Source organism: Streptomyces sp. NPDC015131 (assembly GCF_043079975.1).
Taxonomy (GTDB): domain Bacteria; phylum Actinomycetota; class Actinomycetes; order Streptomycetales; family Streptomycetaceae; genus Streptomyces.
Map to the genome: position 1 here is coordinate 19,671 of NZ_JBIBVB010000001.1, position 26,381 is coordinate 46,051.

Sequence of the window (26,381 nt, forward strand, 5' to 3'; positions counted from 1 at the left end):
CGGTGTTTCGGGTGGGGGCGGGGCGGGCGGTGCTGAGGGGGCGGTGGTGCTCTGTGGGGCGGCCGGTGTTTCGGGTGGGGGCGGTGGTGCGCGGGGCGGGCGGTGACTCGGGTGGCGGTCGGTGCCTCGGGCGGGCGGTCAGGCGCGCAGCCGCAGGCCCCGGGGCGTGGCGTGGAAACCCGCCTCCTCCAGTGCGCGGGACAGCGACGAGGTGAGCGCCGCGGCGCCATTGATGCGCTCGACCGTGACGGTGCCCAGCGCCCCGGCGCGGGCGGCCTCGGCGAGGGCGTGCGCGGCGGCGCCCAGGGCGGGGTCGTCCGGCTCGGCGGGCCAGCACAGCAGCGTCTTCCCGCCGCGCTCCATGTAGAGCGTCAGCTCCCCGTCGACGAGGACCACCAGGGAGCCCGCCTTGCGGCCGGGTTTGTGGCTCGCCCCGTTCGGCGGCTCGGGCCAGGAGAGCGCGGCGCCATAGGCGTTGGCCGGGTCGGCCGCGGCCAGGACGACGGCACGCGGGGCGGTGGAGGCGTCGGCGCGGTCCCGCGCGGCGGCCGCCGCGCGGAGGCGGTCCACGGCACCGTCCATCGCGAACTGCGCGGCGCCCAGCCCCTCGACGACATAGCCGCGGCGGGCCTGGCCGCTGTCCTCGAAGGCCGACAGGACGCGGTACGTCGCCGAGAAGCCGCCCTCCACCCCCTCGGCGGTGACCGCGCCGCGGGTCACCACGCCGTGCCGGTCCAACAGGGTGCGGGCCAGGGCGTGCGCCCGGTGCGTGGCCTCCGGTTCGAGCGCGGGCAGCAGGGACCAGCGCCCGCTGACGGTCGGCGGGCCGGAGCGGGAGGCGGTGCGGGCGGCGGCCGTCAGCGTGCCGTACCGGCCGCGGGGGGCGGTGCGCCGGGCGCGGTGCGCGGTGGAGCCGGCCGTACGGCCCGAACCCAGCAGGGAACGCAGCGGGGCGAGCGTGTCATTGGTGAGCCGGCCGGACCACGCCAGGTCCCACAGCGCGTCGGCCAGCTGGGGGTCGGAGGCCCCCGGATGCGTCGTGGCCCGCACCTGCTCGGCGATCTGCCGGAAGAACAGGCCGTACCCGCCGGACAGGGTGGTCAGCACCGACTCGTGGAGCGCGGTCAGCTCCAGCGGGTGGGGCTCGGGCAGCAGCAGCGGCGCGGCGTCCGCCAGGTAGAGCGACACCCAGCCGTCCTTGCCGGGCAGGGCGCCCGCACCGGCCCACACCACCTCACCGGTGGTGGTCAGCTCGTCCAGCATCCCCGGGGCGTAGCCCGCGACCCGGGAGGGGAGCACCAGCCTCTCCAGGGCGGAGGCGGGCACGGGCGCCCCCTGGAGCTGCTCGATCGCACGGGCGAGGCCGTCGATGCCGCGCAGATTGTTGCCGTCCAGGTGCTGCCACTGGGGCAGGAAGGTGGCGAGCGCGGTCGGCGGGACGGGCTCCAGCTCCTGCCGGAGGGCGGCGAGCGAGCGGCGGCGCAGCCGGCGCAGTACGGCCGCGTCGCACCACTCCTGGCCGATGCCGGACGGGTGGAACTCGCCCTGGACGACCCGGCCTGCGGCGGCCAGGCGGTGCAGCGCGCCGTCGGTCACCGCGATGCCGAGACCGAACCGGGCGGCCGCGTGCGTGGAGGTGAACGGGCCGTGCGTACGCGCGTACCGCGCGAGGAGGTCGCCGAGCGGGTCCTTCACCGGTTCGGTGAACGCCTCCGGGACACCGACGGGCAGGGCGGTGCCCAGGGCGTCCCGCAGCCGCCCCGCGTCCTCGACGGCCGCCCAGTGGCCGGCGCCCGCGATCCGCACCCGGATGGCCCGGCGGGTCCGCTCCAGCTGCCGCGCCCACTCCGGGTCGGCGCCGCGCGCGGCCAGCTCCTCGTCCGTCATCGGCCCGAGGACGCGCAGGACGTCGGCCACGCCCTCCACGTCCTTCACGCGGCGGTCCTCGGTGAGCCACTGGAGCTCGCCCTCCAGCTCGCTCAGGACGTCCGCGTCCAGCAGCTCCCTCAGCTCCGCCTGGCCCAGCAGCTCCGCCAGCAGCCGGGAGTCCAGGGACAGCGCGGCGGCCCGCCGCTCGGCGAGGGGCGAGTCGCCCTCGTACAGGAACTGCGCCACATAGCCGAACAGCAGCGAGCGGGCGAAGGGCGACGGCTCGGGGGTGGTGACCTCGACCAGCCGGACGCGGCGGGACTCGATGTCCCCCATCAGCTCCCGGAGTCCCGGGACGTCGAACACGTCCTGGAGGCACTCGCGGACCGCTTCCAGGACGATGGGGAACGAGCCGAACTCGCTGGCCACCTGGAGCAGCTGGGCGGCGCGCTGGCGCTGCTGCCACAGGGGGGTGCGCCTGCCCGGCTGGCGGCGGGGCAGCAGCAGGGCGCGCGCCGCGCACTCGCGGAAGCGGGACGCGAACAGCGCCGAGCCGCCCACCTGGTCGGTGACGATCTGGTCGACCTCGCCCTTGTCGAAGAGGACGTCGGCGGCGCCGACCGGAGCTTTGTCGCCGTCGAACCCCGCGCCGGGGGCCACCGGCTCCTGGTCGAGGAGGTCCAGGCTCATCAGGTCGGCGTCGGGCAGCCGCAGCACGATGCCGTCGTCGGCGTGCATCACCTGGGCGTCCATGCCGTACCGCTCGGTGAGGCGGGCGCCCAGGGCCAGCGCCCACGGGGCGTGCACCTGCGCCCCGAAGGGGGAGTGCACCACCACCCGCCAGTCGCCCAGCTCGTCGCGGAACCGCTCCACCAGGATCGTCCGGTCGTCGGGCAGATGGCCGCACGACTCCCGCTGCTCGCGCAGGTACGCCAGCACATTGTCCGCCGCCCAGGCGTCCAGGCCCGCCGACACCAGGCGCAGCCGGGCGTCGTCCGGCGCCAGCGCCCCCACCTCGCGGAGGAAGGCGCCCACCGCGCGCCCCAGCTCCAGCGGCCGGCCCAGCTGGTCGCCCTTCCAGAACGGCAGCCGTCCCGGCACGCCGGGCGCCGGTGAGACCAGCACCCGGTCACGGGTGATGTCCTCGATGCGCCAGGACGAGGTGCCGAGCGTGAACACGTCGCCGACCCGCGACTCGTACACCATCTCCTCGTCCAGCTCACCGACCCGGCCACCGCCCTTCTTGGGGTCGGCGCCCGCCAGGAACACCCCGAACAGGCCGCGGTCGGGGATCGTGCCGCCCGAGGTGACCGCCAGCCGCTGCGCGCCCGGCCGGCCCGTCACCGCCCCGGTGACGCGGTCCCACACCACCCGCGGGCGCAGCTCCGCGAACGCGTCCGAGGGATACCGCCCGGCCAGCATGTCGAGAACGGCGGTGAACGCCGACTCGGGCAGCGACGCGAACGGCGCGGCCCGCCGCACCGCGGCCAGCAGGTCGTCGAACTGCCAGGTGTCCAGGGCGACCATCGCCACCACCTGCTGCGCCAGCACGTCCAGCGGATTGGCCGGGATCCGCATGGCCTCGATGGCGCCGCCGCGCATCCGCTCGGTCACCACCGCCGCCTGCACCAGGTCGCCGCGGTACTTGGGGAAGACGACGCCCGTGGACACCGCGCCCACCTGGTGCCCGGCGCGGCCCACCCGCTGGAGGCCGGACGCCACCGACGGCGGCGACTCGACCTGCACCACCAGGTCCACCGCACCCATGTCGATGCCCAGCTCCAGGCTGGAGGTGGCGACCACGGCGGGCAGCCGGCCCGCCTTCAGGTCCTCCTCAACGAGCGCCCGCTGCTCCTTGGAGACCGACCCGTGGTGCGCCCTCGCCAGCAGCGCCGGGGCGCCCTGGGCCGCGCCCGACTGCGCCATCACCTCGGCCGGCGGCCGGTCCTCGGGCAGGGGCTCTCCGGTGGCCCGCTCGTAGGCGATCTCATTGAGCCGGTTGCACAGCCGCTCCGCGAGCCGCCGCGAGTTGGCGAACACGATCGTCGAGCGGTGCGCCTGCACCAGATCGGCGATCCGCTCCTCGACATGTGGCCAGATCGACGGCTTCTCCGCCGCCGCGCCGGCGTCCGACGCGGGCGAACCCCCCAGCTCGCCCAGGTCCTCGACGGGGACCACCACCGACAGGTCGAACTCCTTGCCCGAGGCGGGCTGGACGATCTCCACCTTGCGCCGCGGGGACAGATACCGGGCGACCTCGTCCACCGGGCGGACCGTCGCCGACAGCCCGATCCGCCGCGCCGGGCGGGGCAGCAGCTCGTCCAGCCGCTCCAGGGACAGCGCCAGGTGCGCGCCCCGCTTGGTGGCGGCGACCGCGTGGACCTCGTCCAGGATGACCGTCTCCACACCGGCGAGCGCGTCCCGCGCGGCGGAGGTCAGCATCAGGAACAGTGACTCGGGGGTGGTGATCAGGATGTCCGGCGGCCGGGTGGCCAGCGCACGCCGCTCGGCGGCCGGGGTGTCGCCCGAGCGGATGCCCACCCGCACGTCCGGCTCCGGCAGGCCCAGCCGCACGGACTCCTGGCGGATACCGGTCAGCGGGCTGCGCAGATTGCGCTCCACGTCGACCGCCAGAGCCTTCAGCGGCGACACGTACAGCACCCGGCAGCGCTTCTTGGCGTCGGCGGGCGGCGGGGTGGAGGCCAGCCGGTCCAGCGACGCGAGGAACGCCGCCAGCGTCTTGCCCGAGCCGGTCGGCGCGACGACCAGGACGTCCGAGCCCTCGCCGATCGCCCGCCACGCCCCTTCCTGGGCCGCGGTGGGCGCGTGGAAGGCCCCCGTGAACCAGCCGCGGGTCGCGGGGGAGAACGAGTCGAGCGCAGTCCTGGCCATGCCCCCCATCGTGCACCCCGGCACTGACAATCCGGCGCGGTGGCGCGGTGGCGCCGTGGCACGGTACCGCCGTCCGGCAGACGGCCCCGGCCGCCGTCCGCCAGACGACCCCGGCCGCCGTCCGCCAGACGGCCCCGCAGGTCAGCGGCCGGGCCGGCGGCGCAGAATGGAGAGATGGCGGATGGCGGAACGGCCGGCGGACGGCAGCGGGCACCGGCCCCCGACGAGGAGTGGGCCCGGCACTGGCAGTACCCGGGCGTGCCCGGCCTCGACCTGCTGCGCGCCCGCTATGTGCGCCACACCTTCACCCGCCACAGCCACGAGGGATTCGTCCTCGGCGCGGTACGGCGCGGCGTCGAGGACGTGATCATGCCCGAGGGCACCGTCCGGGCCCGCCCCGGCACCGTCGTCATGATCAACCCCGAGGTGCCGCACTCCGCGCACGCCGGGGTGCCCGAGGGCTGGTCGTACGCCACGCTCTACCCGTCGCGCGGCCTGGTCGCCGGGATAGCGGCGGAGGAGACCACCCTGCGCGGCACCCCCGGCTTCGCCGAGACCATCGTGGAGGACGAGGACACCGCCCGTCTCGTCCGGGCCGTGCACCGCGCGGCCGAGGAGGGCAACGCGCTGGCCGCCGACACCGTCCTGCGGCTGGTGGTGGCCCGGATGCTGCACCGCCACGGCCGGTCCCTGCCCCGGCGCGAGCCGCGCGCGGCCGGCGCCCGCACCGCCGCCCGGGCCCGGGAGCTGCTGGAGGGGCGGATGGCCGAGCCTCCCTCGCTGGAACGGCTCGCGCACGAGCTGGACACCAGCCCCTTCGCCCTGCTGCGCGCCTTCAAGGCCGCCTACGGCATGCCCCCGCACACCTGGCTGACCAACGCGCGCGTGCGGACCGCCCGCCGCCTGCTGGAGAGCGGCATCCCGCCGGCGGCCGTCGCCGCCGAGGTCGGCTTCACCGACCAGCCCCATCTCAACCGGCACTTCTCCCGGATCGTGGGAGTGCCGCCGGGTGCCTACCAGCGCGAGCGTGCAAGAACGTACAAGACCGGCGAGCCGCCCCGTTCGTAGCGTCGGGGCGTGGCAGAACAGACAAGACCCCCAGCTCCCGCCCCAGGCACCGGGACCATGCCCGTCGAACCCGCGAACGGCAATCCCCCGGCCGGCCGGCCGGACCGGGCCGTCGTCCGCGACGCGCTCGGTGTCGGCGTGGCCGTCGGGCTCTCCGGCTTCGCCTTCGGCGTCACCTCCGCCGGGGCCGGCCTCACGCTCCTCCAGACCTGTGCCCTCAGCCTCCTGGTCTTCACCGGCGCCTCCCAGTTCGCCCTGGTCGGCGCCCTCACCGCCGGCGGCAACCCCTTCACGGCCGCCGCCGGGGCGTTCTTCCTGGGCACCCGCAACGCCTTCTACGGACTGCGGCTCTCGCAGCTCCTGGCGCTGCCCCGGCCCGTCCGCCCGCTCGCCGCGCACTGGGTCATCGACGAGACGGCCGCCGTCGCGCTCGCCCAGCCGGACCGCAGGTCCGCCCGGATCGGCTTTACCGCCACCGGGCTCACCCTGTACGTCCTGTGGAACCTCACCACGCTGCTCGGCGCCCTCGGGGCCGAGGCCATCGGCGACACCGCCGCGTGGGGCCTCGACGCCGCCGGGCCCGCCGTCTTCCTCGCCCTGCTGGCCCCGATGCTGCGGACCACCACCGAGCGGGTGGTCGCCGGGATCGCCGTCGTCCTCGGACTCGGCCTGCTCCCGGTGCTGCCCGCCGGGGTACCGGTGCTGGCCGCGGCGCTGGCCGCGCCCCTGGTGCTCTGGTTCCAGGGCCGCCGGGCCGGCCGGGACGAGGCGAAGGAGGCGGGCCGGTGAACGTCTGGATCGCCATCGGCCTGACCGTCGCCGGCTGCTACCTCGTCAAGCTCGCCGGGCTGCTGGTGCCCGCCGGGGTACTGGAACGGCCGCTCGTCCGGCGGCTGGCGGCCCTGCTGCCCGTCGCCCTGCTGGCCGCGCTCACCGCGCAGCAGACCTTCAGCACCGGCGACGCGCTCGTCCTCGACGCCCGCGGGGCCGGGCTCGCCGCGGCAGCCGTCGCCCTCGTGCTGCGGGCCCCCTTCCTGGTCGTGGTGGCCGCCGCGGTGGCCGTCACCGCGGGCGTACGGGCCCTCGGCGGCTGACCGGCACCGCCCGGTCGCGGGGCGGCGGGCCGGCGGCGGGTTCCTCCACGGCCGCCGGTCGTCAGCCGCCGATCGGGCGGCCGTACGCCTGCAGGGTGCGCAGCGCCTCGACCGTCACCATCGGGCGGGACTCCAGGAGGGTGCCCGGCGCCCACGGCCGCCACCGGACCGGCCAGCCCCCGTCCTCCTCCTGCTCCGCCGCCAGACGGTCCAGCGAGCGGGCCATCTCCTCGTCGGTGAACCAGCGCCGGGCCAGCGACTCCGGCACGCGCGCGTAGTCGTGCGGAAAGTGGTGCTCGCCCGGCGCGTATCCCGGGGCGACCGGAAAGTCACCGGCGCGCTCCGGGTCGAGCACCGCCAGCCGCTGCTCCCGCACCAGCCGGCCCAGCCGGTCCGCCGCCGCCTCCGCGCGGGCCCGGTCCGGAACGCCGTCCAGGAAGGCGACGGCGGCCTGGATCTCGTACGGATGGGACTTCTCCAGCGACTCCACGGCGGCCCAGCAGAAGTCCGTGGCGCGGAACAGCCACGCGTGCCACACCTGGTTGCGGTGCAGCAGCCCGACCACCGGTCCGGTCGCCAGCAGCTCGCCCGGCGGGTCGTCCACCACCGGCAGGAACGGGGCGACCGGATACCCCCGTACCGAGGGGTGCAGCGCGGGAAGCGCCCCCTCGCGCGTGGTGACCCCGGTCAGATAGCGGCAGACGCGCTCCACCCGCAGCCCGCCGCAACGGCCGATCGAGTCCAGCACGCGCAGGGCGTGCGCGGTGTGCAGCGGCTGGCTGACCGGGCCGCGGACGTCCGGTTCCAGGGCGTGCCCGTACCCTCCGTCCTCGTTGAGGTACGCGGTCAGGGCCGCCTCCACGGGGTCGGCGCCCCCGCCCAGGAAGTGGTGGGCGAACCGCCGTTGTTCGAGGACACGGGCCGTCAGCCAGATGAAGTGCCCGGCGCGCGAGAGGGGAGTTCCAGCCATGGTCCGACCGTAGGGCGGAAAGGGCTTGCGGGAAGCGCCCCGGACCCGGCTGCACCCTCAGGAGCGCGATACTCGAGGCATGCGGTTGACGATTTTCTGGGAGCGGATGGCCGGCCACTTCGGTGAGGCGTACGCCGAGTCCTTCGCCCGGGACCATGTGATGTCGGAGCTGGGCGGCCGGACGGTGTATCAGGCGCTCGACGCGGGGTGGGAGGCCAAGGACGTGTGGCACGCGGTCTGCGCGGCGGTGGACGTCCCGGCGGACAAGCGGTGAGCCCAGGGGCGGGCGGCCCGGAGGGAGGCGAACCTCCGGGCTGCCCGGCCCGTTGTCACCGCCGTGCGCGAGACTTGCCCCGTGGCCCCGACTGACCCGACCGACCCGACCGACTCCGCCGATGCGACCGGCTCCACCGATCCGGCCGACACGACCGCGACGACCACCCCCCGCCCGGTGACGCGCCCGCCCGCGGCACCGGCCACCGAAGCCGTCACCGTGCCTCCGAGCAGGAGCCCGGAGCCCACGGCTACCGCCCCGGGCGGCGGCGGGACGGCCGGGGGGAAGGGCACCGCCGGCGGGCCCCCCGCCCGCATGCCCCGCTGGCTGCCGAGGGCCATGGTGCTGGCCCTCGCCCTCTACGCCTGCTTCCAGCTGGGCAGCTGGGCGTTCCACCAGCTCATCGGCCTGCTGATCAACATCCTGATCGCGTTCTTCCTGGCCCTCGCCATCGAGCCGGCCGTGGGCCGGATGGCCGCCCGGGGCATGCGGCGCGGACTCGCCACCTTCCTGGTCTTCTTCGCCGTCCTCGCGGCCGGTGTGGGCTTCGTGGTGCTGCTGGGATCGATGCTGGCCGGGCAGATCGTCCAGATGGTCGAGGACTTCCCCCGCTACCTCGACTCGCTGATCAACTGGATCAACCAGACCTTCCACACCGAGCTGTCCCGGGTCGAGGTCCAGGACAGCCTGCTGCGCTCCGACTGGTTGCGGAAGTACGTGCAGGACAGCGCGAGCGGAGTGCTGGACGTGTCCGCGACCGTCCTCGGCGGACTCTTCCGGCTGCTGACGATCTTCCTGTTCTCGTTCTACTTCGCGGCCGACGGACCCCGGCTGCGCCGGGCGCTGTGCTCCGTGCTGCCGCCCGCGAAGCAGGCCGAGGTGCTGCGCGCCTGGGAGATCGCCGTCGACAAGACCGGCGGGTACCTCTACTCGCGCGGCCTGATGGCGCTGGTGTCCGGGGCCGCGCACTACGTCCTGCTCCAGTTCCTGGAAGTGCCCTACGCGCCGGCGCTCGCCGTCTGGGTGGGCCTGGTGTCCCAGTTCCTCCCGACCATCGGCACGTACCTCGCGGGCGCGCTGCCCATGCTGATCGCCTTCACCGAGAACCCCTGGTACGCGCTGTGGGTGCTGGCCTTCGTGGTCGTCTACCAGCAGTTCGAGAACTATGTGCTCCAGCCCAAGCTGACCGCCCGGACCGTGGACATCCACCCCGCGGTCGCCTTCGGCTCGGTCGTCGCCGGCACGGCGCTGCTCGGCGCCGTCGGAGCGCTCGTCGCCATCCCGGCGGTGGCCACCCTCCAGGCGTTCCTCGGCGCCTATGTGAAGCGGTACGACGTGACGGAGGACCCCCGGGTCCACGGCCACCGGCGGCACGGCGAGGCCGTCCTCGCGCGCGTGCAGCGGGCCCTGCGCGCCAAGAAGGAGGCGGAGGAGGGGAACGCCCGGGGCCTGTCGGATTCCCGGGGCTCGCGGGGCTCGCGGGGCGAGGAAGCCTGAGCCCGCCGGGCCCGGCCTCCGGCGGGCGGGCGGGTCAGGAGACGGTGGGGGCCGGCGGGGTCCAGCGGTGGGTGCGGGGGACGCCGCCGTCGACCCCGTACTCCTTCTTGAGCGACTCGGGGATCGCGTAGTGCATCACCCGGCCTCGGGTGAGGGAGGACAGTTCGAGGACGGTGGTGAGGTGGCCCAGACGGTCCAGGGCCCATGCGCCGAGCGGTGAGCGGTCCTCGATGGTCTCCAGGACGCCGAGGAGGCGCGGCACGGCCTTGACGAGGGTGTCCCACCGGGTGCGCGGCACGTCGAGCCAGTCGGCGCAGGTGTCGCCGACGAGGTGGCGGACGAGCGCGGAGACCACCGGGTCGAACAGGGTGCCGGGGACGACCTCCTCGTAGAGGTCGATCAGCTGGCGCGTCAGGTGTACGCCCTCCTCGGAGGGGCCCATGTGCCGGATCATGTACAGGTCGAGGAAGCGGCGGGCCTCGTCGAGGGTCTTGGGGACCGCCTCCTGGTCGACGCCCAGCATGGCGCCCACCACGCGCCACGCGTAGTAGTACGCGTCCGCGCCCTCGGCCGACATGTGGATGCCCAGGCGGTGCAGGCTGTCCAGGACCAGCAGGGAGAAGAACATCTGCCCGCCGATCATGTCCTCCTGGCAGATCGGGGTCCCCAGCTCCCCGGTGTCCCACCGGTTCTCCCGGAGGAGGTGGTGGCGGATGGAGGCGTGCAGGAGGCGCACCTTCTGGGCGGCGGGGACGAACCGGCCGCCGGCCTCGAACGCGTCCGGCTGCATGAGGTGGACGGTGAACTGGCCGGTCTCCGCCATGCGCTTGGAGGGGTACTTCAGGCCGTGGGTGGCGGACAGGAGCTTCGCCACGTGCGGCACGAGGTAGCAGGCGGGCATCGCGGCGAACGACAGCGCGGTGGAGATGTGGACGTTGTTGTCGATGAAGAACAGCCGGGCCTTCTCCATCTCCGACCAGTCCACCCAGGACGGCGGGGTCCGGGTGGCTTCGAGGTACTCCCGCGCGACGTCGGGCAGCCCCTCCGGCAGCGGGCTCCCGGCGGTGGAGACGTAGCGCATCAGGGTGTTGAACGTGCCCACCTCCCCGCGCGCGAAGAGCGTGGCGACGGTGGCGTCGGCCAACTCGTCACCGGCGTGCCGCAGGGCGTCCATGGACGCCTCGGTGGGGCGTGTGGGGCTGGTGGGACCGGTCGGATCTGTGGGGCTGGTGGGGCCGGTCGGACCCGTGGGGCCCGTTGCCGTGTTCCGGGGGCCCGCCGGGGTGGGGCCGGGCGGGGTGTTGCTGGGCGGCATGTGGCCGGGGGGCGTGGGGCGGCTCCCGGCCGTCCACAGGCTGTCGTCCGCGTTGGGGTTGTCCACGCTGTGTCTTCCGTCCAGTTGTTGTTGTGCCGGGTGCCGGGTGCCGGGTTCCGGGGGGCTGTCCCGGAGGGGCCGTTCCGCGGGTCAGGACAGGCGGACCGCCGCCGAGTGCGCGAGCGCGGTCAGGGCGGTGGTGGCGTGGGCCGGGACGTCCAGGTCCCGCAGCGCGCCGACCGCCTCCTCCACCCGGGCGGCGATCATGGCCTCGACGCGGTCGGGGGCCTGGTGCCGGCGCATCACCTCGCGGACGGTTTCCAGGCCCTCCCCGTCCAGGTCGCGCCGGCCCAGCAGACCGCGCAGCAGCTCCCGTTCGTCCTCGCCCGCCAGGCGCCAGGTCTCGGCGAGCAGGGCCGTGGGCCGCCGGCCGCGTACGTCGTCGGCGCCGGCCTTGCCGGTACGCCCGGGGTCGCCGAACAGGCCGAGGAGGTCGTCCCGCAGCTGGAACGCCTCACCCAGTGGCAGCCCGTACGCGGAACAGCCCTCACGCACGCGTGGTCCGGCGCCCGCCAGCGCGCTCCCGATCAGCAGGGGCTGCTCGACGGTGTACTTGGCGGTCTTGTAGCGGATCACCTTCAGCGAGGCCGAGGTGTCCGGATCGGTCTCGGTGCACAGGATCTCCAGGCACTCGCCGGCGATCAGCTCACGGGCCATCACCGCCCATAGCGGGCGCGCCCGTACGAGGTACGCGGCCGGAAGGCCGCTCTCGGCGAACAGCCGGCCCGCGAGCGCCATCAGCAGGTCGCCCACCAGCATCGCCAGCGACCTCGCGGCGGCGCCGGCCCGTGACCGGTGGCGTACGGCCTCGTGCAGGGCGACATGGGCGGTGGGCCGCCCGTGCCGCAGCGGGCTCTCGTCGATCAGGTCGTCGTGCACGACCGCGGCCGCGTGCACCAGCTCCATCGAGACCGCCGCCCGCACCAGGGCGTCGCTGTCGGGCTGGCCCCCCGCCCGCCAGCCCCAGTAGCAGAACGCCGCCCGCAGCCGCTTGCCGTCCGCGACCGCCGCCTCCAGCTGGCCGGCCACCGGGGCCAGGAGCGGGTCGACCTCCGCGAACCGGTCCGCCTCCTCGGCGACGTACCGGTGCAGCACCGCGTCGACACGCGTTCTGAACGCGGCCGGATCCCACCGCTCAGACGCCACCGGACGACGCCCTCCGGGCCATGGCGTGCCGGGCGAGCACCTCCAGATGGGCCGGGGGCAGGGTCGCGTACCGGTCCCGGACCAGCCGGCCGCGCGCCACCAGGTCGTGCCCGGCGTCCGCCGCCAGGTCCGCCGCGTCCGAGCGGCGCAGCAGTCCCCGCGCCGTCCCCAGGGCCGTGCCGAGCGTGCTCACCGCCAGGTCGGCCAGTCCGGCCGCCAACAGTACCGCCCGGCCTCCGGGGCCCTCGTCCCGTCCGTCTTCCCGTGTCATGCCCTCGTCCCTCGCGCCGCCGTACGCCCGCCCACCGGTACGGCGCCCCGGTCGCGCGCCGTGTGCCGAGCATCGCGCGGGCGGGGCGGGGGCGGTGGGGGAATCCACCATCGAGTGATCGCATCTCGGCCGTGCCGTGCCGTGCCGTGCCGTGCCGTGCCGTGCGGGGCGGTGCCGTGCGGGGCGGGGCGAGGGTGGTCACCATGGCCGTACGTGCCGGGTCGTGCCCGGCCGCCGGAGGAGGGAGACGTCGGCATGGCGGTCCAGCGGATGGACAACGTCCTCATCGTGGTCGAGGACCTCGACGAGGTCGTGGCCTTCTTCACCGAGCTGGGGCTGGAGGAGGAGGGCAGGGGCCCGGTCGAGGGGCGGTGGGTGGAGCGGGTCATCGGGATCGAGGGCGTCCGGCAGGAAGTCGCCATGTTGCGGACCCCCGACGGGCACGGGCGGATCGAGCTGGCGTCGTTCCGTACGCCGGCGGCGATCGCCCCGGAGCCGAGGAACGCGCCGGCGAACACGCTGGGCATCCGCCGGGTGATGTTCGCGGTGGACGACATCGACGACGTGGTCGCCCGGCTGCTCGCCCGGGGCGGGGAACTCGTCGGTGAGGTGGTCCGGTACGAGGACGTCTACCGGCTCTGCTACGTCCGCGGCCCGGAGGGCATCGTCGTGGGGCTGGCCGAGTCGATCGGCTGACGCCGGCGGGGTCCGGCCGCGCGGCCGGTGGGTCCTCACCCGGGCCGATCGGCGCCGGTCGGGGCTGGTCGGCGGGTGGTCCGGGCCGGTCGGGCGTCGGGGCGGGGCCGTGCGGCGGGGCCGCGAGGCAGGGCCCGGGGGCGGCCCGTGGGGCGGGCGACACGCCCCGGTGTGGCTCGCTTGACAGTAAAATCGAACATCCATTCTTATGGGGTTCCGGCCCGGAATCACGGGGGCGGCGAGCTGTCGGCCGCTGAGTTGTCCACAGGTCGGAGGGACGCCGGGGCCCATTGTCAGTGGCAGGGGTTAGCGTCTTTGACGTGAAGCGATCGACTCAAGCAAACCGGGTGGAACCCATGGCAGGAACCGACCGCGAGAAGGCGCTGGACGCCGCGCTCGCACAGATTGAACGGCAATTCGGCAAGGGCGCGGTCATGCGCATGGGCGAGCGGTCGAGGGAGCCCATCGAGGTCATCCCGACCGGGTCGACCGCGCTCGACGTGGCGCTCGGCGTCGGCGGCCTGCCGCGCGGCCGTGTGGTGGAGATCTACGGCCCGGAGTCCTCGGGCAAGACGACCCTGACCCTGCACGCCGTGGCCAACGCGCAGAAGGCCGGCGGGCAGGTCGCGTTCGTCGACGCGGAGCACGCCCTCGACCCCGAGTACGCGAAGAAGCTCGGCGTCGACATCGACAACCTGATCCTGTCGCAGCCCGACAACGGCGAGCAGGCGCTGGAGATCGTGGACATGCTGGTCCGCTCCGGCGCGCTCGACCTGATCGTCATCGACTCCGTCGCGGCGCTCGTCCCGCGCGCGGAGATCGAGGGCGAGATGGGCGACTCGCACGTGGGTCTCCAGGCCCGTCTGATGAGCCAGGCGCTCCGGAAGATCACCAGCGCGCTCAACCAGTCCAAGACGACGGCGATCTTCATCAACCAGCTCCGCGAGAAGATCGGCGTGATGTTCGGCTCGCCGGAGACCACGACCGGTGGCCGGGCCCTGAAGTTCTACGCCTCGGTGCGTATCGACATCCGCCGGATCGAGACGCTCAAGGACGGCACGGAGGCGGTCGGCAACCGCACCCGCTGCAAGGTCGTCAAGAACAAGGTCGCGCCGCCCTTCAAGCAGGCCGAGTTCGACATCCTCTACGGCCAGGGCATCAGCCGCGAGGGCGGCCTGATCGACATGGGTGTCGATCACGGCTTCGTCCGCAAGGCGGGCGCCTGGTACACGTACGAGGGCGACCAGCTGGGCCAGGGCAAGGAGAACGCCCGCAACTTCCTCAAGGACAACCCGGATCTCGCCAACGAGATCGAGCGGAAGATCAAGGAGAAGCTCGGCGTCGGCGTCCGGCCCGACACCTCCGAGACCGAGTCCGGCGCGGACGCGGCGGGTGCCGGTGCGGCTCCGGCCTCCGCGGACGACCCGGCCAAGTCGGTCCCGGCTCCGGCGGCCAAGGCCGCCAAGGCGACCAAGACCGCGGCCGCCAAGGCCTGACCCCGTGGCCAGGCGCACCGAATGGCCGGGCGACAGCGCCGACTCGTCGAGGGCCGAGAAGGAGCTGTCGCCCCAGGATCCGGCCGAGCGGGCGCGGGCGATCTGCCTGCGCCTGCTCACCGGGACCCCGCGCACCCGCAAGCAGCTGGCGGACGCGCTGCGCAAACGGGAGGTCCCCGACGAGGTCGCCGACGAGGTGCTCTCCCGCTTCGAGGACGTCGGCCTGATCGACGACGCCGCCTTCGCGGGCGCGTGGGTGGAGTCCCGGCACCACGGTCGGGGCCTCGCCCGCCGGGCCCTCGCCAGGGAGCTGCGCACCAAGGGGGTGGACGCCGAGCTGATCGACGAGGCGGTCGGGCAGCTCGACTCGGACCAGGAGGAGGAGACGGCACGGGAGCTGGTCGCCCGCAAGCTCCGGGCGACCCGGGGACTTGATCGCGACCGCCGCCTGCGCCGCCTCGCGGGGATGCTCGCCCGCAAGGGCTACCCGGAGGGCATGGCCCTGCGGGTGGTCCGCCAAGCACTGGAGGCGGAGGGGGAGGACACGGAGGACTTGCCGGGCGACTGCTGACGACGGCGCCCGTGGGCCCGGTGTCGACGGGTTCGTTCCGAGGGCGTCGCCAGGGGACGCAGGGGGTAGCGCACGGGGGGTACGGGGATACGTCGCCGGGGTCGGTGGTGCAGGGGTGCCTCGCCTGCGGGCAGGTCGTCGGGAGCGTATTGCTGGGGGCGCGCCGCCCGGGGTGGCGCCGGTACGGTCCGCCGTCGGCCGGCTGGCCCCGCCGAGGGGGCCCGTCCGACCGGGCCACGCCCTGTTGCCCGGCCACGGGGCGCGCCGGGTGCCACCCGCGCGGTTGCCGGGGGCGGCGGTTCACGCCCGTTCGGCGGCGCGGTGCTTCCCGGAGGGCGGCGGTGCGGTGCATGCCGGAGGGCGCCTGCCCCGTGGCGCGCCCGTTTGGGTACTCGGCCGCAAGCCGGACCCGCGGGTCGGCCCGCCCCGGGGGCCGGCCGCGCGGCCCCATGTGCGCCCGTCCCCGTCCAGTGCCGGCGGCACGGCGCCCGCCACGCGCCCGGCCCGGACCGGGCCCCGGCACCGGACCGGTGCCTCGGCCGGACCGGTGCCTCAGCCGCCTGTCGCTGGGGTGCCGCCTCGGCGCCTGTGCCTCCCGCGCCGGGGTCTGGACGCCGGTGGCCCGGCGCCCGCCCCGGGCCCCGGGTCGCCTCCCGTGCCGGCGCCCCGGGCGCTCGTATTCCGGCGCCTGACCTTCCCCGCCCCAGGCCCCGGGCCGTCTCCCGCGCCCTTCCCCGCCCGGGGCCCCGGGCCGCTCCCGTGCCGGGGCCCTGGCCTTCGGGGTCTGGGGCGCTTGGCGTCAGGGCGGTGTGACCGGGAGGCCCTCGGCCTTCCAGGACTGGAAGCCGCCGATGAGGTCGGTCGCGCGGTGGAGGCCCAGTTGGTGGAGGGAGGCGGCCGCGAGGGACGAGGCGTATCCCTCGTTGCAGATCACGACCATCCGCAGGTCGTGGCCGGTCGCTTCGGGGAGGCGGTGGCTGCCGCGGGGGTCGAGGCGCCATTCCAGTTCGTTGCGTTCGACGACGAGGGCGCCGGGGATCAGGCCGTCGCGGTCCCGGAGCGCCGCGTACCGGATGTCCACGAGGAGGGCGTCCCCCGCGCGGGCCGCCGTGTGCGCCTCGTGCGGGGTCAGCCGGGAGAGCCGGGAGCGGACCTGCTCCAGCAGTTCGTCGATGCCCAGGCCGCTCACTGCCACTCCTCGGGGCGCTCGACCTGCTCCAGCCGGAGCACCGGGCCGGTGCGGCTGAAGCGCCGGATCAGCGGCAGGGGCGGGTGGTAGGCGTGCACGGAGACGGCGTGCTCGGCGGGGGACTGGTTCAGCACCTCGTGCACATGGTGCCGGCCGAAGGCCCGCCCCTCGCCGGTGCGCAGGACGCGCCGGCGGTCGACGCCCTCGTCGAGTTCGAGCGACCGCCAGCCGCCCGAAGGGAGCCGCGCGGACAGGGAGTTCTCGTGGAGGGTGCCGCGCGCGGTGGCGAAGGCGCCCACGGACTCGGCGTGGTCGTGCCAGCCGGTGCCGGTGCCGGGCGGCCAGCCGATGAGCCACGCCTCGCTGCCGCCCGGGCCGTCGAGCCGTACCCAGGTACGGCCGACCGGGTCGAGCGGAAGGGAGTCGATCAGCGCGGTGTCGGCCGCGACGCGGCGGACGAAGTCGAGAAGCCGGGCGGCGGTCGGCGCGGCGGGCGCAGCCGTCCGGGCCGATGCGGAAACGGTCTGCGGGGACAAGGGCTGCGGGGAAACGGGCTGCGGGGACGCGGGCTGCTGGGAAACGGCCTGCGGGGACACGGGCTGCGGGGACGCAGCCTGCTGGGAAACGGAAAGCTGGGACACGGAGAACCGTCCTGGGGTCCTGGACATCACGTCGCGGAGCACACGCGGGCCCGGCGGCGTGGAGATACGCCGGCGCGCGGGGCGGCGGGTGCGGGGGAGGGAGTGCGAGTTCAGCAGGACGGACGACACACGCAGCCCGCGTAGCGGACCAGGTCCATATGGACCCTCCGCCACAGGCGCACATCGGTGTCGGTCATGATCGGGAGTAGAGCACGAGGGCCCCGGCACGGTCAACCGCCAGGGCGGCCACCGGGGCGGGCGCGACCGGGGCCGGGTGCCTCAGGTGACGTCGGCGGTCCGGTCGGTGTCCTGGTGCGCCGGCGCACCGCCGCGTACCGCGTCCGCCGCCGCGTGCAGGTCCGCGGCCCGCACCCCGCCGAACGCCGCGGCCAGATGACCGTCCGGCCGGACCAGCAGCACGGTGTGCGCCGCCGCCCCGGGGTACGCCTCGGTGACCAGGACCTCCCCGGGGACCGGCAGCCCGGCCACCGCCTCCACCAGCCGGGGCATCACGCCCGCCGACATCCAGTGCCGCCGGTCCCACACGCCCGTGCCGGGCGCGACCAGCACCGCGAGCAGGGTGCCCCGGCCCAGCCGGTCGCGCAGCCGCGCGGTCGTGCCGTCCTCGGGAGCGGTGACCCGCACGTCCGCGACCGGCGCGCCCAGGGGCGTACCCACGACCGTGTGCGCCTCGGCGGAGAGGGGCGCGAGGGGGGAGTGCGGGTAGGCGGGAGGCGCGCCGAGCGGGCCGCGCCCCACGTGACCGTCCGTCAGCAGGGCGTCGTGCCCGCCGCCGCGCAGATAGGTGCGCAGGCCGCCCGCGCCGCGCAGGACCGGCAGCGACTGGTCGGCCGCCCGCAGCCGGGCGGCGACGGCCGTGCGCCGCTCCGCCTGGTAGCTGTCCAGCAGCAGGTCGGAGGCGCCGTGGTGCCAGGCCAGCGCCAGCTTCCAGGCCAGGTTCTCGGCGTCGCGCAGCCCCTCGTCCAGCCCCTGGGTGCCGAGCGCGCCCAGCAGATGGGCGGCGTCCCCGGCGAGGAAGGCCCGGTCCACCCGCCAGCGGCGGGCGAGCCGGTGGTGCAGGGTGTAGACGCCGGTGTCGACCAGGTCGTACGACGGGGTGTCGCCGCACCAGCCGGTCAGCGTCTCGCGGATCCGCGTCACCAGCGCGTCGGGCGTGACCAGTTCACCGCGCGGGGGCAGCAGCCAGTCCAGGCGCCAGCAGCCGTCCGGCAGCGGGCGCGCCGTGACCTCCTCGCCGGCGCCCCGCCACGGCGGCTGACGGTGCAGCAGGGCCTCGTCCGGCCACGGCATTTCGACGTGCAGGGCGGCGACGGCGTGCCGCTCGACGGCCGTACGGCCCGGGAAGCGGACGCCCAGCAGCTTGCGCACGGTGGAGCGCGCCCCGTCGCAGCCGACCAGATGGCTGCCGCGCCACCAGGTGCCCTCCGGCCCGCGGGTGTGGGCGGTCACGCCGTGCGCGTCCTGCTCGATGCCGTCGAGGCGGCTGTCGGTCACCACCCGTACCAGGTCCGGGTCCGGCAGGGCGGCGACGGCCTCGCGCAGCCCGCGCGTCAGGGCGTGCTGCGGGACGTGCAGCGGGGACGGCGTCTCGGGGCCGAACTCGACGTGCCGCATCTCCTGGCGGCGGCGCATCGAGCGCCAGCCGGTCCAGCGCGCCCCCTCGTCCCGTACGGTGTCGCAGCCCAGGCGCTCCACGAACGCGGCGGTGTCGGGGCGGAGCACGGCGGTGCGCGCGGCGCGCGGCTCGTCCTTGCCGGGGCCCTCGTCCAGGACGACGGAGGGCACTCCCTGTGCGGCGAGGGCGAGGGAGAGCGCCAGCCCGACCGGGCCGGCGCCGACCACGATCACCGGGTCCACGGCGTGACTCCCGAGGCCGTGACGGCCCCGAGGGGCGTGCGGTGAGCAGGGGAAACCCGGGACGGTGCGGCTGGGGCCCGACGCGACGTGATCACAGAACGTATGCAACCTACTGCCGGTGCCTCCGTCAAGCGACGGGGGCAGCGGCGCGACCGCCACTGCCCCCGTACAACCCCTGTGCCACCCGGATGATGTCACGCGGCGTCAGGCGACGCCGTCCGGGCGGCGGGTGCGTCAGACCTTCGCCGGACCGCCTCCGGCGGCACCGCCGTCCCCGCCCTCACCCCCGCCGAGCAGGATGGTGTTGGCGGCGGCGTTGCCGGCGTCGCCGCCGAGGACCGCCGCGTTGCCCGCGCCGGCGGCCGGGCCGATGCCGGTCTTGGCGCGGCGGCCGCGCTTCTCGATCCAGGTGGCGAGCCCGGACAGGGCCAGGCACATGGCGACGTAGATGGCGCCGATCACCACGATCGTCGACACATACGGGTACATGCCGTTGACCTGCGTGTTGGAGGCGATCAGCCGGGCCGTCTGGAGCAGCTCGGGGTAGAGGATGATGAAGCCGAGCGAGGTGTCCTTCAGGGTGACCACCAGCTGGCTGATGATCGTCGGCAGCATCGCCCGTACGGCCTGCGGCAGCAGCACGGTCGTCATGACCTGCGTCTTGCTCATGCCGATGGCGTACGCGGCCTCGCGCTGGCCCTTGGGCACGGCGTTCACACCGGCCCGCAGCACCTCGGCCTGCACACAGCCGTTGTAGATGGACAGGCCGACGGCCAGCGCCCACATCGAGTAGTCGGTGAGGAAGCCGACCCACACGGCGTAGATGGTGATCAGCAGCGGGATGGAGCGGAACAGCTCGATGAAGCCGGTCGCCAGCCACCGGACCGGCTTGTGGTCGGAGAGCCGCGCGACGGCGAGGAGCACACCGAGCACCAGCGAGCCGACGGCGGCGATGCCGAACGCCTTGAGGGTGGCGAGGACGGCGTCGGCGATGTTCTGCCGGATGCCGGCGTAGTTGAAGATGTCCCACATCTCGGGGGCGAGGTGCCCCTTGTCGTTCAGCCGCACGATCACGACGGCCAGCAGGCCGACGATCAGCAGCGTGCCGGCGACGGCGAAGATCCGGTTGCGGACGACGGCCTTGGGGCCGGGGGCGTCGAAGAGAACGCTGGCGCTCATCGGGCGACCTCCAGGCGGCGCTCAAGGATGCGGAAGACACCGCTGATGGAGAACGTCACCACCAGGTAGGCGAGGGAGACCCAGACGAAGATCGGGAGGATGTCGTACCCGTCCTCGCTCATGAGCTTCTGCCAGCCGAACAGCTCGGTGACGCTGAAGGCGCCCGCGATGGCCGAGTTCTTGGTCAGCGCGATGAGGATCGAGCTCAGCGGCGGCAGGACGGTACGGGTGGCCTGCGGCAGCACGATCAGCCGCAGCGTCTGCGAGAACGTCATGCCGAGGGAGCGGGCCGCCTCGGCCTGGCCCAGCGGCACCGTGTTGATGCCGGAGCGGACCGCCTCGCAGATGAAGGAGGAGGTGTAGAAGCCGAGCGCGAGGGAGCCGAGGACGAAGGCGCTCATGCCGGGGAACAGGATCTCCGGCACCACGAACGTCGTCACCAGGAACAGCAGCGTCAGCGGCGTGTTGCGCAGCAGGGTCACCCACGCGGTGCCGAACCAGCGCAGCGGCGGAACCGGGGAGACCCGGAAACCGGCGATGACGACGCCGAGGACCAGCGCGATGGCGGTGCTGACGGCGGTGATCGACACGGTTCCTATGAAGCCGTCGCGGAACTCTGAGAAGTGGTCGAGCAGTACGTTCATGGGGTCTCCGCGTCGGCGGTCAGCGGCTGGCGGTCAAGGTGCGTACGGGGCGGGCGCCCGCGGGAGCGGGCGGGGGCCCCGGACACGGGGCGGAGCGCCCCGCGCGCAGTCGGTGCGGGGCGCTTCGTGGCGAAGCAGTGAAGCGGGGGGGCGGGTCCGGTCCGGACCGCCGGTCCCGGCGGGCGGGCCGCCGGGGCCGGAGCCGTCCGGACCGCCGGCCCGCCCTCGGGCGTCAGTAGCGCTCGAGCGCCGGCGGGGCGGTGTAGGCCGAACCGGACAGGCCCAGGGTGGCCTCGTAGATCTTCTTGTAGACCCCGTCCTTGATGTTCTTGTCCAGCGCGTTGTTGACCGCGTCGCGCAGGGCCTTGTCCTCCTTGTTCATGCCGATGCCGTAGGGCTCCTTGGTGAACGGCTTGCCGGCGACCTTGAGCTTGGAGGGGTTCTGGGCGGCGTACCCCTTGAGGATCGCGTCGTCCGTCGTCACCGCGTCGACCTGCTTGGTGAGCAGCTGCTGCACGCAGTCCGAGTACTTGCCCAGCTCGGTGGTCTTGGCGCCGTACTGCGGCTTCTTGATCTCCTGGAGCGGGGTCGAGCCCGTGATCGAGCAGACCTTCTTGCCCTTGACGGAGTCCGGGCCGGTGATGGAGGAGTCGTCCTTGCGGACCAGGAGGTCGGCGCCGGCCAGGTAGTACGGGCCCGCGAAGCCGACCTGCGCCTTGCGCTTGTCGTTGATCGTGTAGGTGCCGACGTAGTAGTCGACCTGGCCCTTGGAGATGGCGGTCTCACGGGTCGAGGAGTCGACCGTCTTCCACTCGATCTGCGACTCGGTGAAGCCCAGCTCGGCGGCGACCATCTTGGCGATCTCCACGTCGAAGCCGGAGCGCTCCTTGGTGGCCTGGTCCTCGAAGCCGAGGTACGGCTGGTCGGCCTTGGAGCCGATGATCAGCTTGCCGCGCTCCTTGGCCGCCTTGAACGTCGGCGAGTCCTTGAGGTCGACGTTCGACGCGACGACGTACTTCGGCAGGGCCGGAGCGTTGGTGGCGCCGGGCTGGACGCCGCCCGGCTTGTCGCCGGCGGAGCCCTCCTTGCCACCACAGGCGGTCGCGGACAGCGCGAGCACGGCAACGGCCAGCGCGGCCGTCTTGCGAAGCTTCATGGTGAACATCCCTTATGTCGTGGTACGTCGTGGTTCGTAAGTCGTCATGGCCGCCGGCCGGCGGCGGGACCCCTCAGTGGTGCAGGATCTTCGACAGGAAGTCCTTGGCCCGGTCGCTGCGCGGGTTGCTGAAGAACTGCTCCGGCACGGCCTCCTCGACGATCCGGCCGTCCGCCATGAAGACGACGCGGTTGGCGGCCGAGCGGGCGAAGCCCATCTCGTGGGTGACGACGATCATCGTCATTCCGTCCCGCGCCAGCTGCTGCATGACCTCGAGGACCTCATTGATCATCTCGGGGTCGAGCGCCGACGTGGGCTCGTCGAAGAGCATCACCTTCGGGTCCATCGCCAGGGCCCGGGCGATCGCGACGCGCTGCTGCTGACCGCCGGACAGCTGCGCCGGGTACTTGTCGGCCTGGGTGCCGACGCCCACGCGGTCCAGCAGGGTCCGGGCCTTCTGCTCCGCGGCCTTCTTGTCGGCCTTGCGGACCTTGACCTGGCCCAGCATCACGTTCTCCAGCACCGTCTTGTGCGCGAAGAGGTTGAAGGACTGGAAGACCATGCCGACGTCGGCGCGCAGCCGGGCGAGCTCCTTGCCCTCCTGGGGCAGCGGCTTGCCGTCGATGGTGATGCTTCCGGAGTCGATCGTCTCCAGGCGGTTGATGGTGCGGCACAGCGTGGACTTTCCGGACCCGGACGGCCCGATGACGACCACGACCTCGCCACGGGCGATGGTCAGGTCGATGTCCTGGAGCACGTGCAACGCGCCGAAGTGCTTGTTGACGTTGCTCAGCACGACCAGGTCGCCCGCCGTCGGTACGGCGTCCTCCGCGCCCTTGGTCACTGAAACTCCGCTCATCGGCTTCTTGCTCCGTCCTCCTCGGTTGGGGAGGACATTAAGCACGCGGTGCGACCAACGTCATTACATCTGAGCGGAAATTGAGCATAACGATCCGGCTTCAACCGGACACTATGCGTGAACAGGGCGCCGGGGGGCTCGCGGGAGGGGAACGGGTGCATAACAGAACCCCCCGCGCCCCCGGAACCCCCTTGACTGGCGGGCCGCCCATCAGCGTTCATGCCGAGGTGGCCGTATGGTCACCGCAGCGACCGATCACCACCCAGCCGCCGGAGGGGGGCCATGAGACTTCTGCTCGTCGAGGACGACGACCATGTCGCCGCCGCCCTGTCGGCGATCCTCAAGAAGCACGGGTTCGACGTCACCCACGCGCGCAACGGCGAGGAGGCGCTCCAGGCCGTCCTGCCCGCGGCGAACGCCGGCCGGGCACCCTTCGGCGTGGTCCTCCTCGACCTCGGGCTGCCGGACCAGGACGGCTACCAGGTGTGCGGCAAGATCCGGAAGCTCACGAGCACCCCGGTGATCATGGTGACCGCGCGCGCCGACGTCCGCTCCCGGATCCACGGGCTGAACCTCGGCGCCGACGACTACGTCGTGAAGCCGTACGACACGGGGGAGTTGCTCGCCCGCATCCACGCCGTCAGCCGCCGCTCCACCGCCCCCGACACCGACGAGTCCGGCACCGCCGCGGGCCCCGGCACCACCGCCGGCGGGGCGGACGAGACGGCGCCGCTGCGCCTCGGCGCGGTCACCGTCGAGCTGCCCACCCGCCGGGTCACCGTGGCCGGCGCCGAGGTCCAGCTCACCCGCAAGGAGTTCGACCTGCTCGCCCTGCTCGCGCAGCGGCCCGGGGTCGTCTTCCGCCGCGAGCAGATCATCAGCGAGGTCTGGCGCACCAGCTGGGAGGGGACCGGCCGCACCCTGGAGGTCCATGTCGCCTCCCTGCGCGCCAAGCTCGGCATGCCCGCCCTCATCGAGACCGTGCGCGGCGTCGGCTACCGCCTGGTCGCCCCGGCCGCGTGACCGCGGGCCCCTCCTGTGCGCACCCGGCTCCTGCCCCTGCTGCTCGTCCTCATGGCGGGCGTGCTGCTCGCGCTCGGCTTCCCGCTCGCGGCCAGTCTCGCCGCGGCCCGGCAGCAGACCGTCGTCGTCGACCGCATCGACGACACGGCCCGCTTCGCGGCGCTCGCCCAGTTCGTCACCGAGCGCGGCCCCGGCATCGACGAGCGGCAGTCGACGCTGCACGGCGAACTGGTCCGCTACCACGAGGTGTACGGGATCGAGGTCGGCGTCTTCTACCGCGACACCACCGCGATGGCCCGCGCCCCCAAGGACTGGGACGTCCCGCTGTCCGGCGAGCCCCGCCGCGCCTTCCGCGAAGCCCTGCTCGGCCGCCGCAGCCACGACCCGCCGCAGGTGTGGCCCTGGCAGACGAACGCGCGGCTCGCGGTGGCCTCACCCGTCGTACGGGACGGGGACGTCGTCGCCGTGGTGCTCACCGACTCGCCGACCGGCCAGCTCCGCTCGCGCATCCTGCACGGCTGGCTGCTGATCGCGGCCGGTGAGGTCGCGGCGATGCTGCTGGCGGTCGGTGCCGCCTTCCGGCTCACCGGCTGGGTGCTCAAGCCCGTGAAGGTGCTGGACGCCGCCACCCACGGCATCGCGACCGGCCGGCTCAACTCCCGGGTCGCGGCGGCCGGCGGCCCGCCCGAACTGCGGCGCCTCGCCCGTTCGTTCAACGAGATGGCCGACAACGTCGAGGAGGTCCTGGAACAGCAGCGGGCCTTCGTCGCCGACGCCTCCCACCAGCTGCGCAACCCGCTGGCCGCGCTGCTGCTGCGCATCGAGCTGCTGGCGCTGGAACTGCCGCCCGGCAACGACGAGATCGCCTCCGTACGCACCGAGGGCAAGCGCCTGGCGCAGGTGCTGGACGACCTGCTCGACCTGGCCCTCGCCGAGCACGCCGCCGCCGACCTCAGACTCACCGACATCGGTGAACTCACCGGCGAGCGGGTGGCCGCCTGGCGCCCGCTGGCCGACGAGAAGGGCGTCCGCCTGACCTGGCACGGCGCGGCCGTCACCGCCTGGGCCGACCCGGTGGCGCTCTCCAGCGCCCTCGACGCGGTGATCGACAACGCGCTGAAGTTCACCCCGGCCGGCGAGGAGGTCACCGTGACGGCCGGTGCCGACGGCCCCGCGTCCACCATCGTCGTCACCGACGGCGGCCCTGGCCTCACCGACGAGGAACTGGCCCGCGTCGGCGACCGCTTCTGGCGCAGCAACCGCCACCAGAACATCAAGGGATCGGGCCTCGGCCTGTCCATCTCGCGCGCCCTGCTCGCGGCGGGCGGCGGCTCCCTCACGTACGCGCACCACGAGCCGCACGGCCTGCGCGTCACCGTCACGGTGCCCCGCACCGCGCCGGAGTCGCCTCAGGGCTTGACCGAGCGGTAGTAGCGGCGGGCGCCCTCGTGCAGGGGCAGCGGGTCGGTGTAGACCGCCGTGCGCAGGTCGACCAGCTGCGCCGGGTGCACCTCGCGGCCGATCCGGTCCCGGCTCTGGATCACCGTGCGGGTGAACGCCTCCGCCAGCGCCGGGTCCGTGCGGTCGGTGGTGACCAGCAGGTTGGCCACGGCCACCGTCTCCACCGGCCGGCCCTCCTGGGACAGGGCGTACGCGTCGGCGGGGACCACGGCCGAGCGGTAGTAGCGGCCGCTGCCGCCGCCCTCGTGCACCCGGTCGACCAGGTCGTCCTCCAGCGGGACCAGCCGGATCGGGTGGCGCTCGGAGAGCTTCTGCACCGCGCTGGTGGGCAGCCCGCCCGACCAGAAGAAGGCGTCGAGGCGGCCCTGCTCCAGCAGCGACGGCATGGTGTCGATGCCCGCCGACACCGGCGTGATGTCCTTCTCCGGGTCGACCTTGGCGGCCTGGAGCAGCCGGTTGGCGATCAGCCGGACCCCCGACCCCTCCTGCCCCACGCCGACGCGCAGGCCCCGCAGGTCACGGGTGGAGCGCACCTTGGAGCCCTTGGGCACGATCAGCTGCACGTAGTCGTCGTACAGCCGGGCGCAGCCGCGCAGATCGTACGCGCCGGGGCGGCTGTCCCGGATGTAGGTGGCCACCGCGTCGGCCGTGGCGATCGTGAAGTCGGCCTCCCCGGACGCGAGCCGCGCCAGGTTCTGCCGGGAGCCCTCGCTGTCCAGGAGCTTTATGTCGACGTCCGGGACGTGGCGCCCGAGCGCCTCCTCCAGCAGCTTCCCGTACCGCTGGTACACGCCCGTCGGCACTCCGGTGCTGAAGGTGACCGTGCCCCGCGGCGACGACTCGCCCGTCGGCACCAGCCACCACAGCAGCAGGCCCAGCACCACGAGCCCCACCGCCGACCCCCGGAGGGCGCGGCGGCGGCTGACACGGGACAGGGCCTGGAGCATGGGCGCGATCCTGCCAGCTCACGCCCGGTGATCACCAGGGCCGCCGGGTGACGGACCCGCCACCCTGCGGCGCGGCGGCCGCCCCGGCCGCGGTCCCCGGCCGCCCCGGGCGCGGTCCCCGGCCGCCCCGCGCTTGTCAGTGTCACGTCAGCGCGGGGCGGCAGCATGCCGGGGGACGCAGTGGC

24 protein-coding genes are annotated in these 26,381 nt (G+C 74.2%); 10 read left to right on the forward strand and 14 right to left on the reverse strand.

Translation table 11 applies throughout. The features are described from left to right. Positions 1–138: 138 nt before the first annotated feature. Entirely contained in the window at positions 139–4,761 is a 4,623-nt protein-coding gene (locus ACF08D_RS00070) for an ATP-dependent helicase (protein ID WP_392220029.1), read from the reverse strand. 174 nt (positions 4,762–4,935) lie between these two features. Between ACF08D_RS00070 and ACF08D_RS00075 the strand changes: the two genes are divergently transcribed. Genes ACF08D_RS00075 through ACF08D_RS00085 form a run of 3 tightly spaced genes read left to right on the forward strand, consistent with a single transcriptional unit; the run spans position 4,936 to position 6,923 of the window. Next, entirely contained in the window at positions 4,936–5,829 is an 894-nt protein-coding gene (locus ACF08D_RS00075) for an AraC family ligand binding domain-containing protein (protein ID WP_392220030.1), read from the forward strand. A 57-nt stretch (positions 5,830–5,886) separates the two neighbouring features. After that, positions 5,887–6,618: an AzlC family ABC transporter permease gene (locus ACF08D_RS00080; RefSeq protein WP_392220031.1), complete on the forward strand. Its 732-nt coding sequence runs from the start codon at positions 5,887–5,889 to the stop codon at positions 6,616–6,618. Then, the gene (locus ACF08D_RS00085) at positions 6,615–6,923 is read left to right on the forward strand and encodes an AzlD domain-containing protein (protein WP_392220032.1); all 309 of its coding nucleotides are present in this window, start codon (positions 6,615–6,617) and stop codon (positions 6,921–6,923) included. The genes ACF08D_RS00080 and ACF08D_RS00085 overlap by 4 nt, the downstream gene beginning before the upstream one ends. 61 nt (positions 6,924–6,984) lie before the next feature. Here the strand turns inward: ACF08D_RS00085 and ACF08D_RS00090 are convergent, their stop codons facing one another. Beyond that, positions 6,985–7,893 (reverse strand): hypothetical protein, encoded by a 909-nt coding sequence (locus ACF08D_RS00090; RefSeq protein WP_392220033.1) that lies wholly within the window; start codon positions 7,891–7,893, stop codon positions 6,985–6,987. A gap of 79 nt (positions 7,894–7,972) precedes the next feature. Here ACF08D_RS00090 and ACF08D_RS00095 point away from each other — a divergent pair, with 79 nt between their 5' ends. Then, positions 7,973–8,167 (forward strand): DUF3046 domain-containing protein, encoded by a 195-nt coding sequence (locus tag ACF08D_RS00095; RefSeq protein ID WP_392220034.1) that lies wholly within the window; start codon positions 7,973–7,975, stop codon positions 8,165–8,167. A 315-nt stretch (positions 8,168–8,482) separates the two neighbouring features. Further along, complete coding sequence (locus tag ACF08D_RS00100) at positions 8,483–9,664, forward strand: AI-2E family transporter (protein ID WP_392221167.1); 1,182 nt, start codon at positions 8,483–8,485, stop codon at positions 9,662–9,664. A 34-nt stretch (positions 9,665–9,698) separates the two neighbouring features. Here the strand turns inward: ACF08D_RS00100 and ACF08D_RS00105 are convergent, their stop codons facing one another. From ACF08D_RS00105 to ACF08D_RS00115, 3 genes are all read right to left on the reverse strand, one after another. Next, entirely contained in the window at positions 9,699–10,838 is a 1,140-nt protein-coding gene (locus ACF08D_RS00105; RefSeq protein WP_392221168.1) for an oxygenase MpaB family protein, read from the reverse strand. 291 nt (positions 10,839–11,129) lie between these two features. Then, positions 11,130–12,185 (reverse strand): polyprenyl synthetase family protein, encoded by a 1,056-nt coding sequence (locus ACF08D_RS00110; protein ID WP_392220035.1) that lies wholly within the window; start codon positions 12,183–12,185, stop codon positions 11,130–11,132. Beyond that, positions 12,175–12,456 (reverse strand): polyprenyl synthetase, encoded by a 282-nt coding sequence (locus ACF08D_RS00115; RefSeq protein WP_392220036.1) that lies wholly within the window; start codon positions 12,454–12,456, stop codon positions 12,175–12,177. Before ACF08D_RS00115 ends, ACF08D_RS00110 begins: the two co-directional genes overlap by 11 nt. A gap of 255 nt (positions 12,457–12,711) precedes the next feature. Between ACF08D_RS00115 and ACF08D_RS00120 the strand changes: the two genes are divergently transcribed. The 3 genes from ACF08D_RS00120 (at position 12,712) to recX (ending at position 15,219) form a co-directional block, all read left to right on the forward strand. Then, on the forward strand, positions 12,712–13,152 hold the full coding sequence (locus ACF08D_RS00120) for a VOC family protein (protein WP_392220037.1): 441 nt from the start codon (positions 12,712–12,714) through the stop codon (positions 13,150–13,152). Between the two features lie 356 nt (positions 13,153–13,508). After that, positions 13,509–14,648 carry a recombinase RecA gene (gene recA, locus ACF08D_RS00125; protein ID WP_392220038.1) on the forward strand — a complete coding sequence of 380 codons (1,140 nt, stop codon included), beginning with the start codon at positions 13,509–13,511 and terminating at the stop codon, positions 14,646–14,648. Between the two features lie 4 nt (positions 14,649–14,652). Beyond that, positions 14,653–15,219 (forward strand): recombination regulator RecX, encoded by a 567-nt coding sequence (gene recX, locus ACF08D_RS00130; protein WP_392220039.1) that lies wholly within the window; start codon positions 14,653–14,655, stop codon positions 15,217–15,219. 799 nt (positions 15,220–16,018) lie between these two features. Here the strand turns inward: recX and ACF08D_RS00135 are convergent. The 8 genes from ACF08D_RS00135 to ACF08D_RS00170 all read right to left on the reverse strand — a co-directional run bounded on the left by ACF08D_RS00135 (position 16,019) and on the right by ACF08D_RS00170 (position 22,765). Next, the gene (locus ACF08D_RS00135; RefSeq protein ID WP_392221169.1) at positions 16,019–16,399 is read right to left on the reverse strand and encodes a rhodanese-like domain-containing protein; all 381 of its coding nucleotides are present in this window, start codon (positions 16,397–16,399) and stop codon (positions 16,019–16,021) included. Positions 16,400–16,404: 5 nt separating this feature from the next. Beyond that, positions 16,405–16,944, reverse strand: a complete 540-nt coding sequence (locus tag ACF08D_RS00140; RefSeq protein WP_392220040.1) for a cysteine dioxygenase — start codon at positions 16,942–16,944, stop codon at positions 16,405–16,407. A gap of 215 nt (positions 16,945–17,159) precedes the next feature. Beyond that, entirely contained in the window at positions 17,160–17,246 is an 87-nt protein-coding gene (locus tag ACF08D_RS00145; RefSeq protein WP_311605579.1) for a putative leader peptide, read from the reverse strand. Between the two features lie 82 nt (positions 17,247–17,328). Further along, positions 17,329–18,927, reverse strand: coding sequence for an FAD-dependent monooxygenase (locus tag ACF08D_RS00150; protein ID WP_392220042.1), 1,599 nt, complete (start codon positions 18,925–18,927; stop codon positions 17,329–17,331). Positions 18,928–19,161: 234 nt separating this feature from the next. Further along, positions 19,162–20,106, reverse strand: coding sequence for an amino acid ABC transporter permease (locus ACF08D_RS00155; protein ID WP_392220044.1), 945 nt, complete (start codon positions 20,104–20,106; stop codon positions 19,162–19,164). Next, the gene (locus ACF08D_RS00160) at positions 20,103–20,750 is read right to left on the reverse strand and encodes an amino acid ABC transporter permease (RefSeq protein ID WP_392220045.1); all 648 of its coding nucleotides are present in this window, start codon (positions 20,748–20,750) and stop codon (positions 20,103–20,105) included. Before ACF08D_RS00160 ends, ACF08D_RS00155 begins: the two co-directional genes overlap by 4 nt. A 232-nt stretch (positions 20,751–20,982) precedes the next feature. Next, a complete protein-coding gene (locus tag ACF08D_RS00165) occupies positions 20,983–21,906 on the reverse strand; it encodes a glutamate ABC transporter substrate-binding protein (RefSeq protein WP_392220046.1) in 924 nt (307 codons plus the stop codon). Between the two features lie 73 nt (positions 21,907–21,979). After that, positions 21,980–22,765: an amino acid ABC transporter ATP-binding protein gene (locus ACF08D_RS00170; RefSeq protein WP_392220048.1), complete on the reverse strand. Its 786-nt coding sequence runs from the start codon at positions 22,763–22,765 to the stop codon at positions 21,980–21,982. Positions 22,766–23,047: 282 nt separating this feature from the next. Between ACF08D_RS00170 and ACF08D_RS00175 the strand changes: the two genes are divergently transcribed. Next, positions 23,048–23,788 (forward strand): response regulator transcription factor, encoded by a 741-nt coding sequence (locus tag ACF08D_RS00175; RefSeq protein WP_392220049.1) that lies wholly within the window; start codon positions 23,048–23,050, stop codon positions 23,786–23,788. 15 nt (positions 23,789–23,803) lie between these two features. Beyond that, on the forward strand, positions 23,804–25,219 hold the full coding sequence (locus tag ACF08D_RS00180; RefSeq protein WP_392220051.1) for a sensor histidine kinase: 1,416 nt from the start codon (positions 23,804–23,806) through the stop codon (positions 25,217–25,219). Here ACF08D_RS00180 and ACF08D_RS00185 read toward each other — a convergent pair. Next, on the reverse strand, positions 25,198–26,196 hold the full coding sequence (locus tag ACF08D_RS00185; protein ID WP_392220052.1) for a TAXI family TRAP transporter solute-binding subunit: 999 nt from the start codon (positions 26,194–26,196) through the stop codon (positions 25,198–25,200). The genes ACF08D_RS00180 and ACF08D_RS00185 overlap by 22 nt on opposite strands. Between the last annotated feature and the right edge of the window lie 185 nt (positions 26,197–26,381).

Excerpts from the sequence above, each read along its gene's own strand:
- ACF08D_RS00070 (WP_392220029.1), bottom strand. The coding sequence starts at position 4,761 with ATGGCCAGGACTGCGCTCGACTCGTTCTCCCCCGCGACCCGCGGCTGG.
- ACF08D_RS00075 (WP_392220030.1), top strand. The coding sequence starts at position 4,936 with ATGGCGGATGGCGGAACGGCCGGCGGACGGCAGCGGGCACCGGCCCCC.
- ACF08D_RS00080 (WP_392220031.1), top strand. The coding sequence starts at position 5,887 with ATGCCCGTCGAACCCGCGAACGGCAATCCCCCGGCCGGCCGGCCGGAC.
- ACF08D_RS00090 (WP_392220033.1), bottom strand. The coding sequence starts at position 7,893 with ATGGCTGGAACTCCCCTCTCGCGCGCCGGGCACTTCATCTGGCTGACG.
- ACF08D_RS00095 (WP_392220034.1), top strand. The coding sequence starts at position 7,973 with ATGCGGTTGACGATTTTCTGGGAGCGGATGGCCGGCCACTTCGGTGAG.
- ACF08D_RS00100 (WP_392221167.1), top strand. The coding sequence starts at position 8,483 with ATGCCCCGCTGGCTGCCGAGGGCCATGGTGCTGGCCCTCGCCCTCTAC.
- ACF08D_RS00105 (WP_392221168.1), bottom strand. The coding sequence starts at position 10,838 with ATGGACGCCCTGCGGCACGCCGGTGACGAGTTGGCCGACGCCACCGTC.
- ACF08D_RS00115 (WP_392220036.1), bottom strand. The coding sequence starts at position 12,456 with ATGACACGGGAAGACGGACGGGACGAGGGCCCCGGAGGCCGGGCGGTA.
- ACF08D_RS00120 (WP_392220037.1), top strand. The coding sequence starts at position 12,712 with ATGGCGGTCCAGCGGATGGACAACGTCCTCATCGTGGTCGAGGACCTC.
- recA (WP_392220038.1), top strand. The coding sequence starts at position 13,509 with ATGGCAGGAACCGACCGCGAGAAGGCGCTGGACGCCGCGCTCGCACAG.
- ACF08D_RS00145 (WP_311605579.1), bottom strand. The coding sequence starts at position 17,246 with ATGACCGACACCGATGTGCGCCTGTGGCGGAGGGTCCATATGGACCTG.
- ACF08D_RS00155 (WP_392220044.1), bottom strand. The coding sequence starts at position 20,106 with ATGAGCGCCAGCGTTCTCTTCGACGCCCCCGGCCCCAAGGCCGTCGTC.
- ACF08D_RS00160 (WP_392220045.1), bottom strand. The coding sequence starts at position 20,750 with ATGAACGTACTGCTCGACCACTTCTCAGAGTTCCGCGACGGCTTCATA.
- ACF08D_RS00165 (WP_392220046.1), bottom strand. The coding sequence starts at position 21,906 with ATGAAGCTTCGCAAGACGGCCGCGCTGGCCGTTGCCGTGCTCGCGCTG.
- ACF08D_RS00170 (WP_392220048.1), bottom strand. The coding sequence starts at position 22,765 with ATGAGCGGAGTTTCAGTGACCAAGGGCGCGGAGGACGCCGTACCGACG.
- ACF08D_RS00175 (WP_392220049.1), top strand. The coding sequence starts at position 23,048 with ATGAGACTTCTGCTCGTCGAGGACGACGACCATGTCGCCGCCGCCCTG.
- ACF08D_RS00185 (WP_392220052.1), bottom strand. The coding sequence starts at position 26,196 with ATGCTCCAGGCCCTGTCCCGTGTCAGCCGCCGCCGCGCCCTCCGGGGG.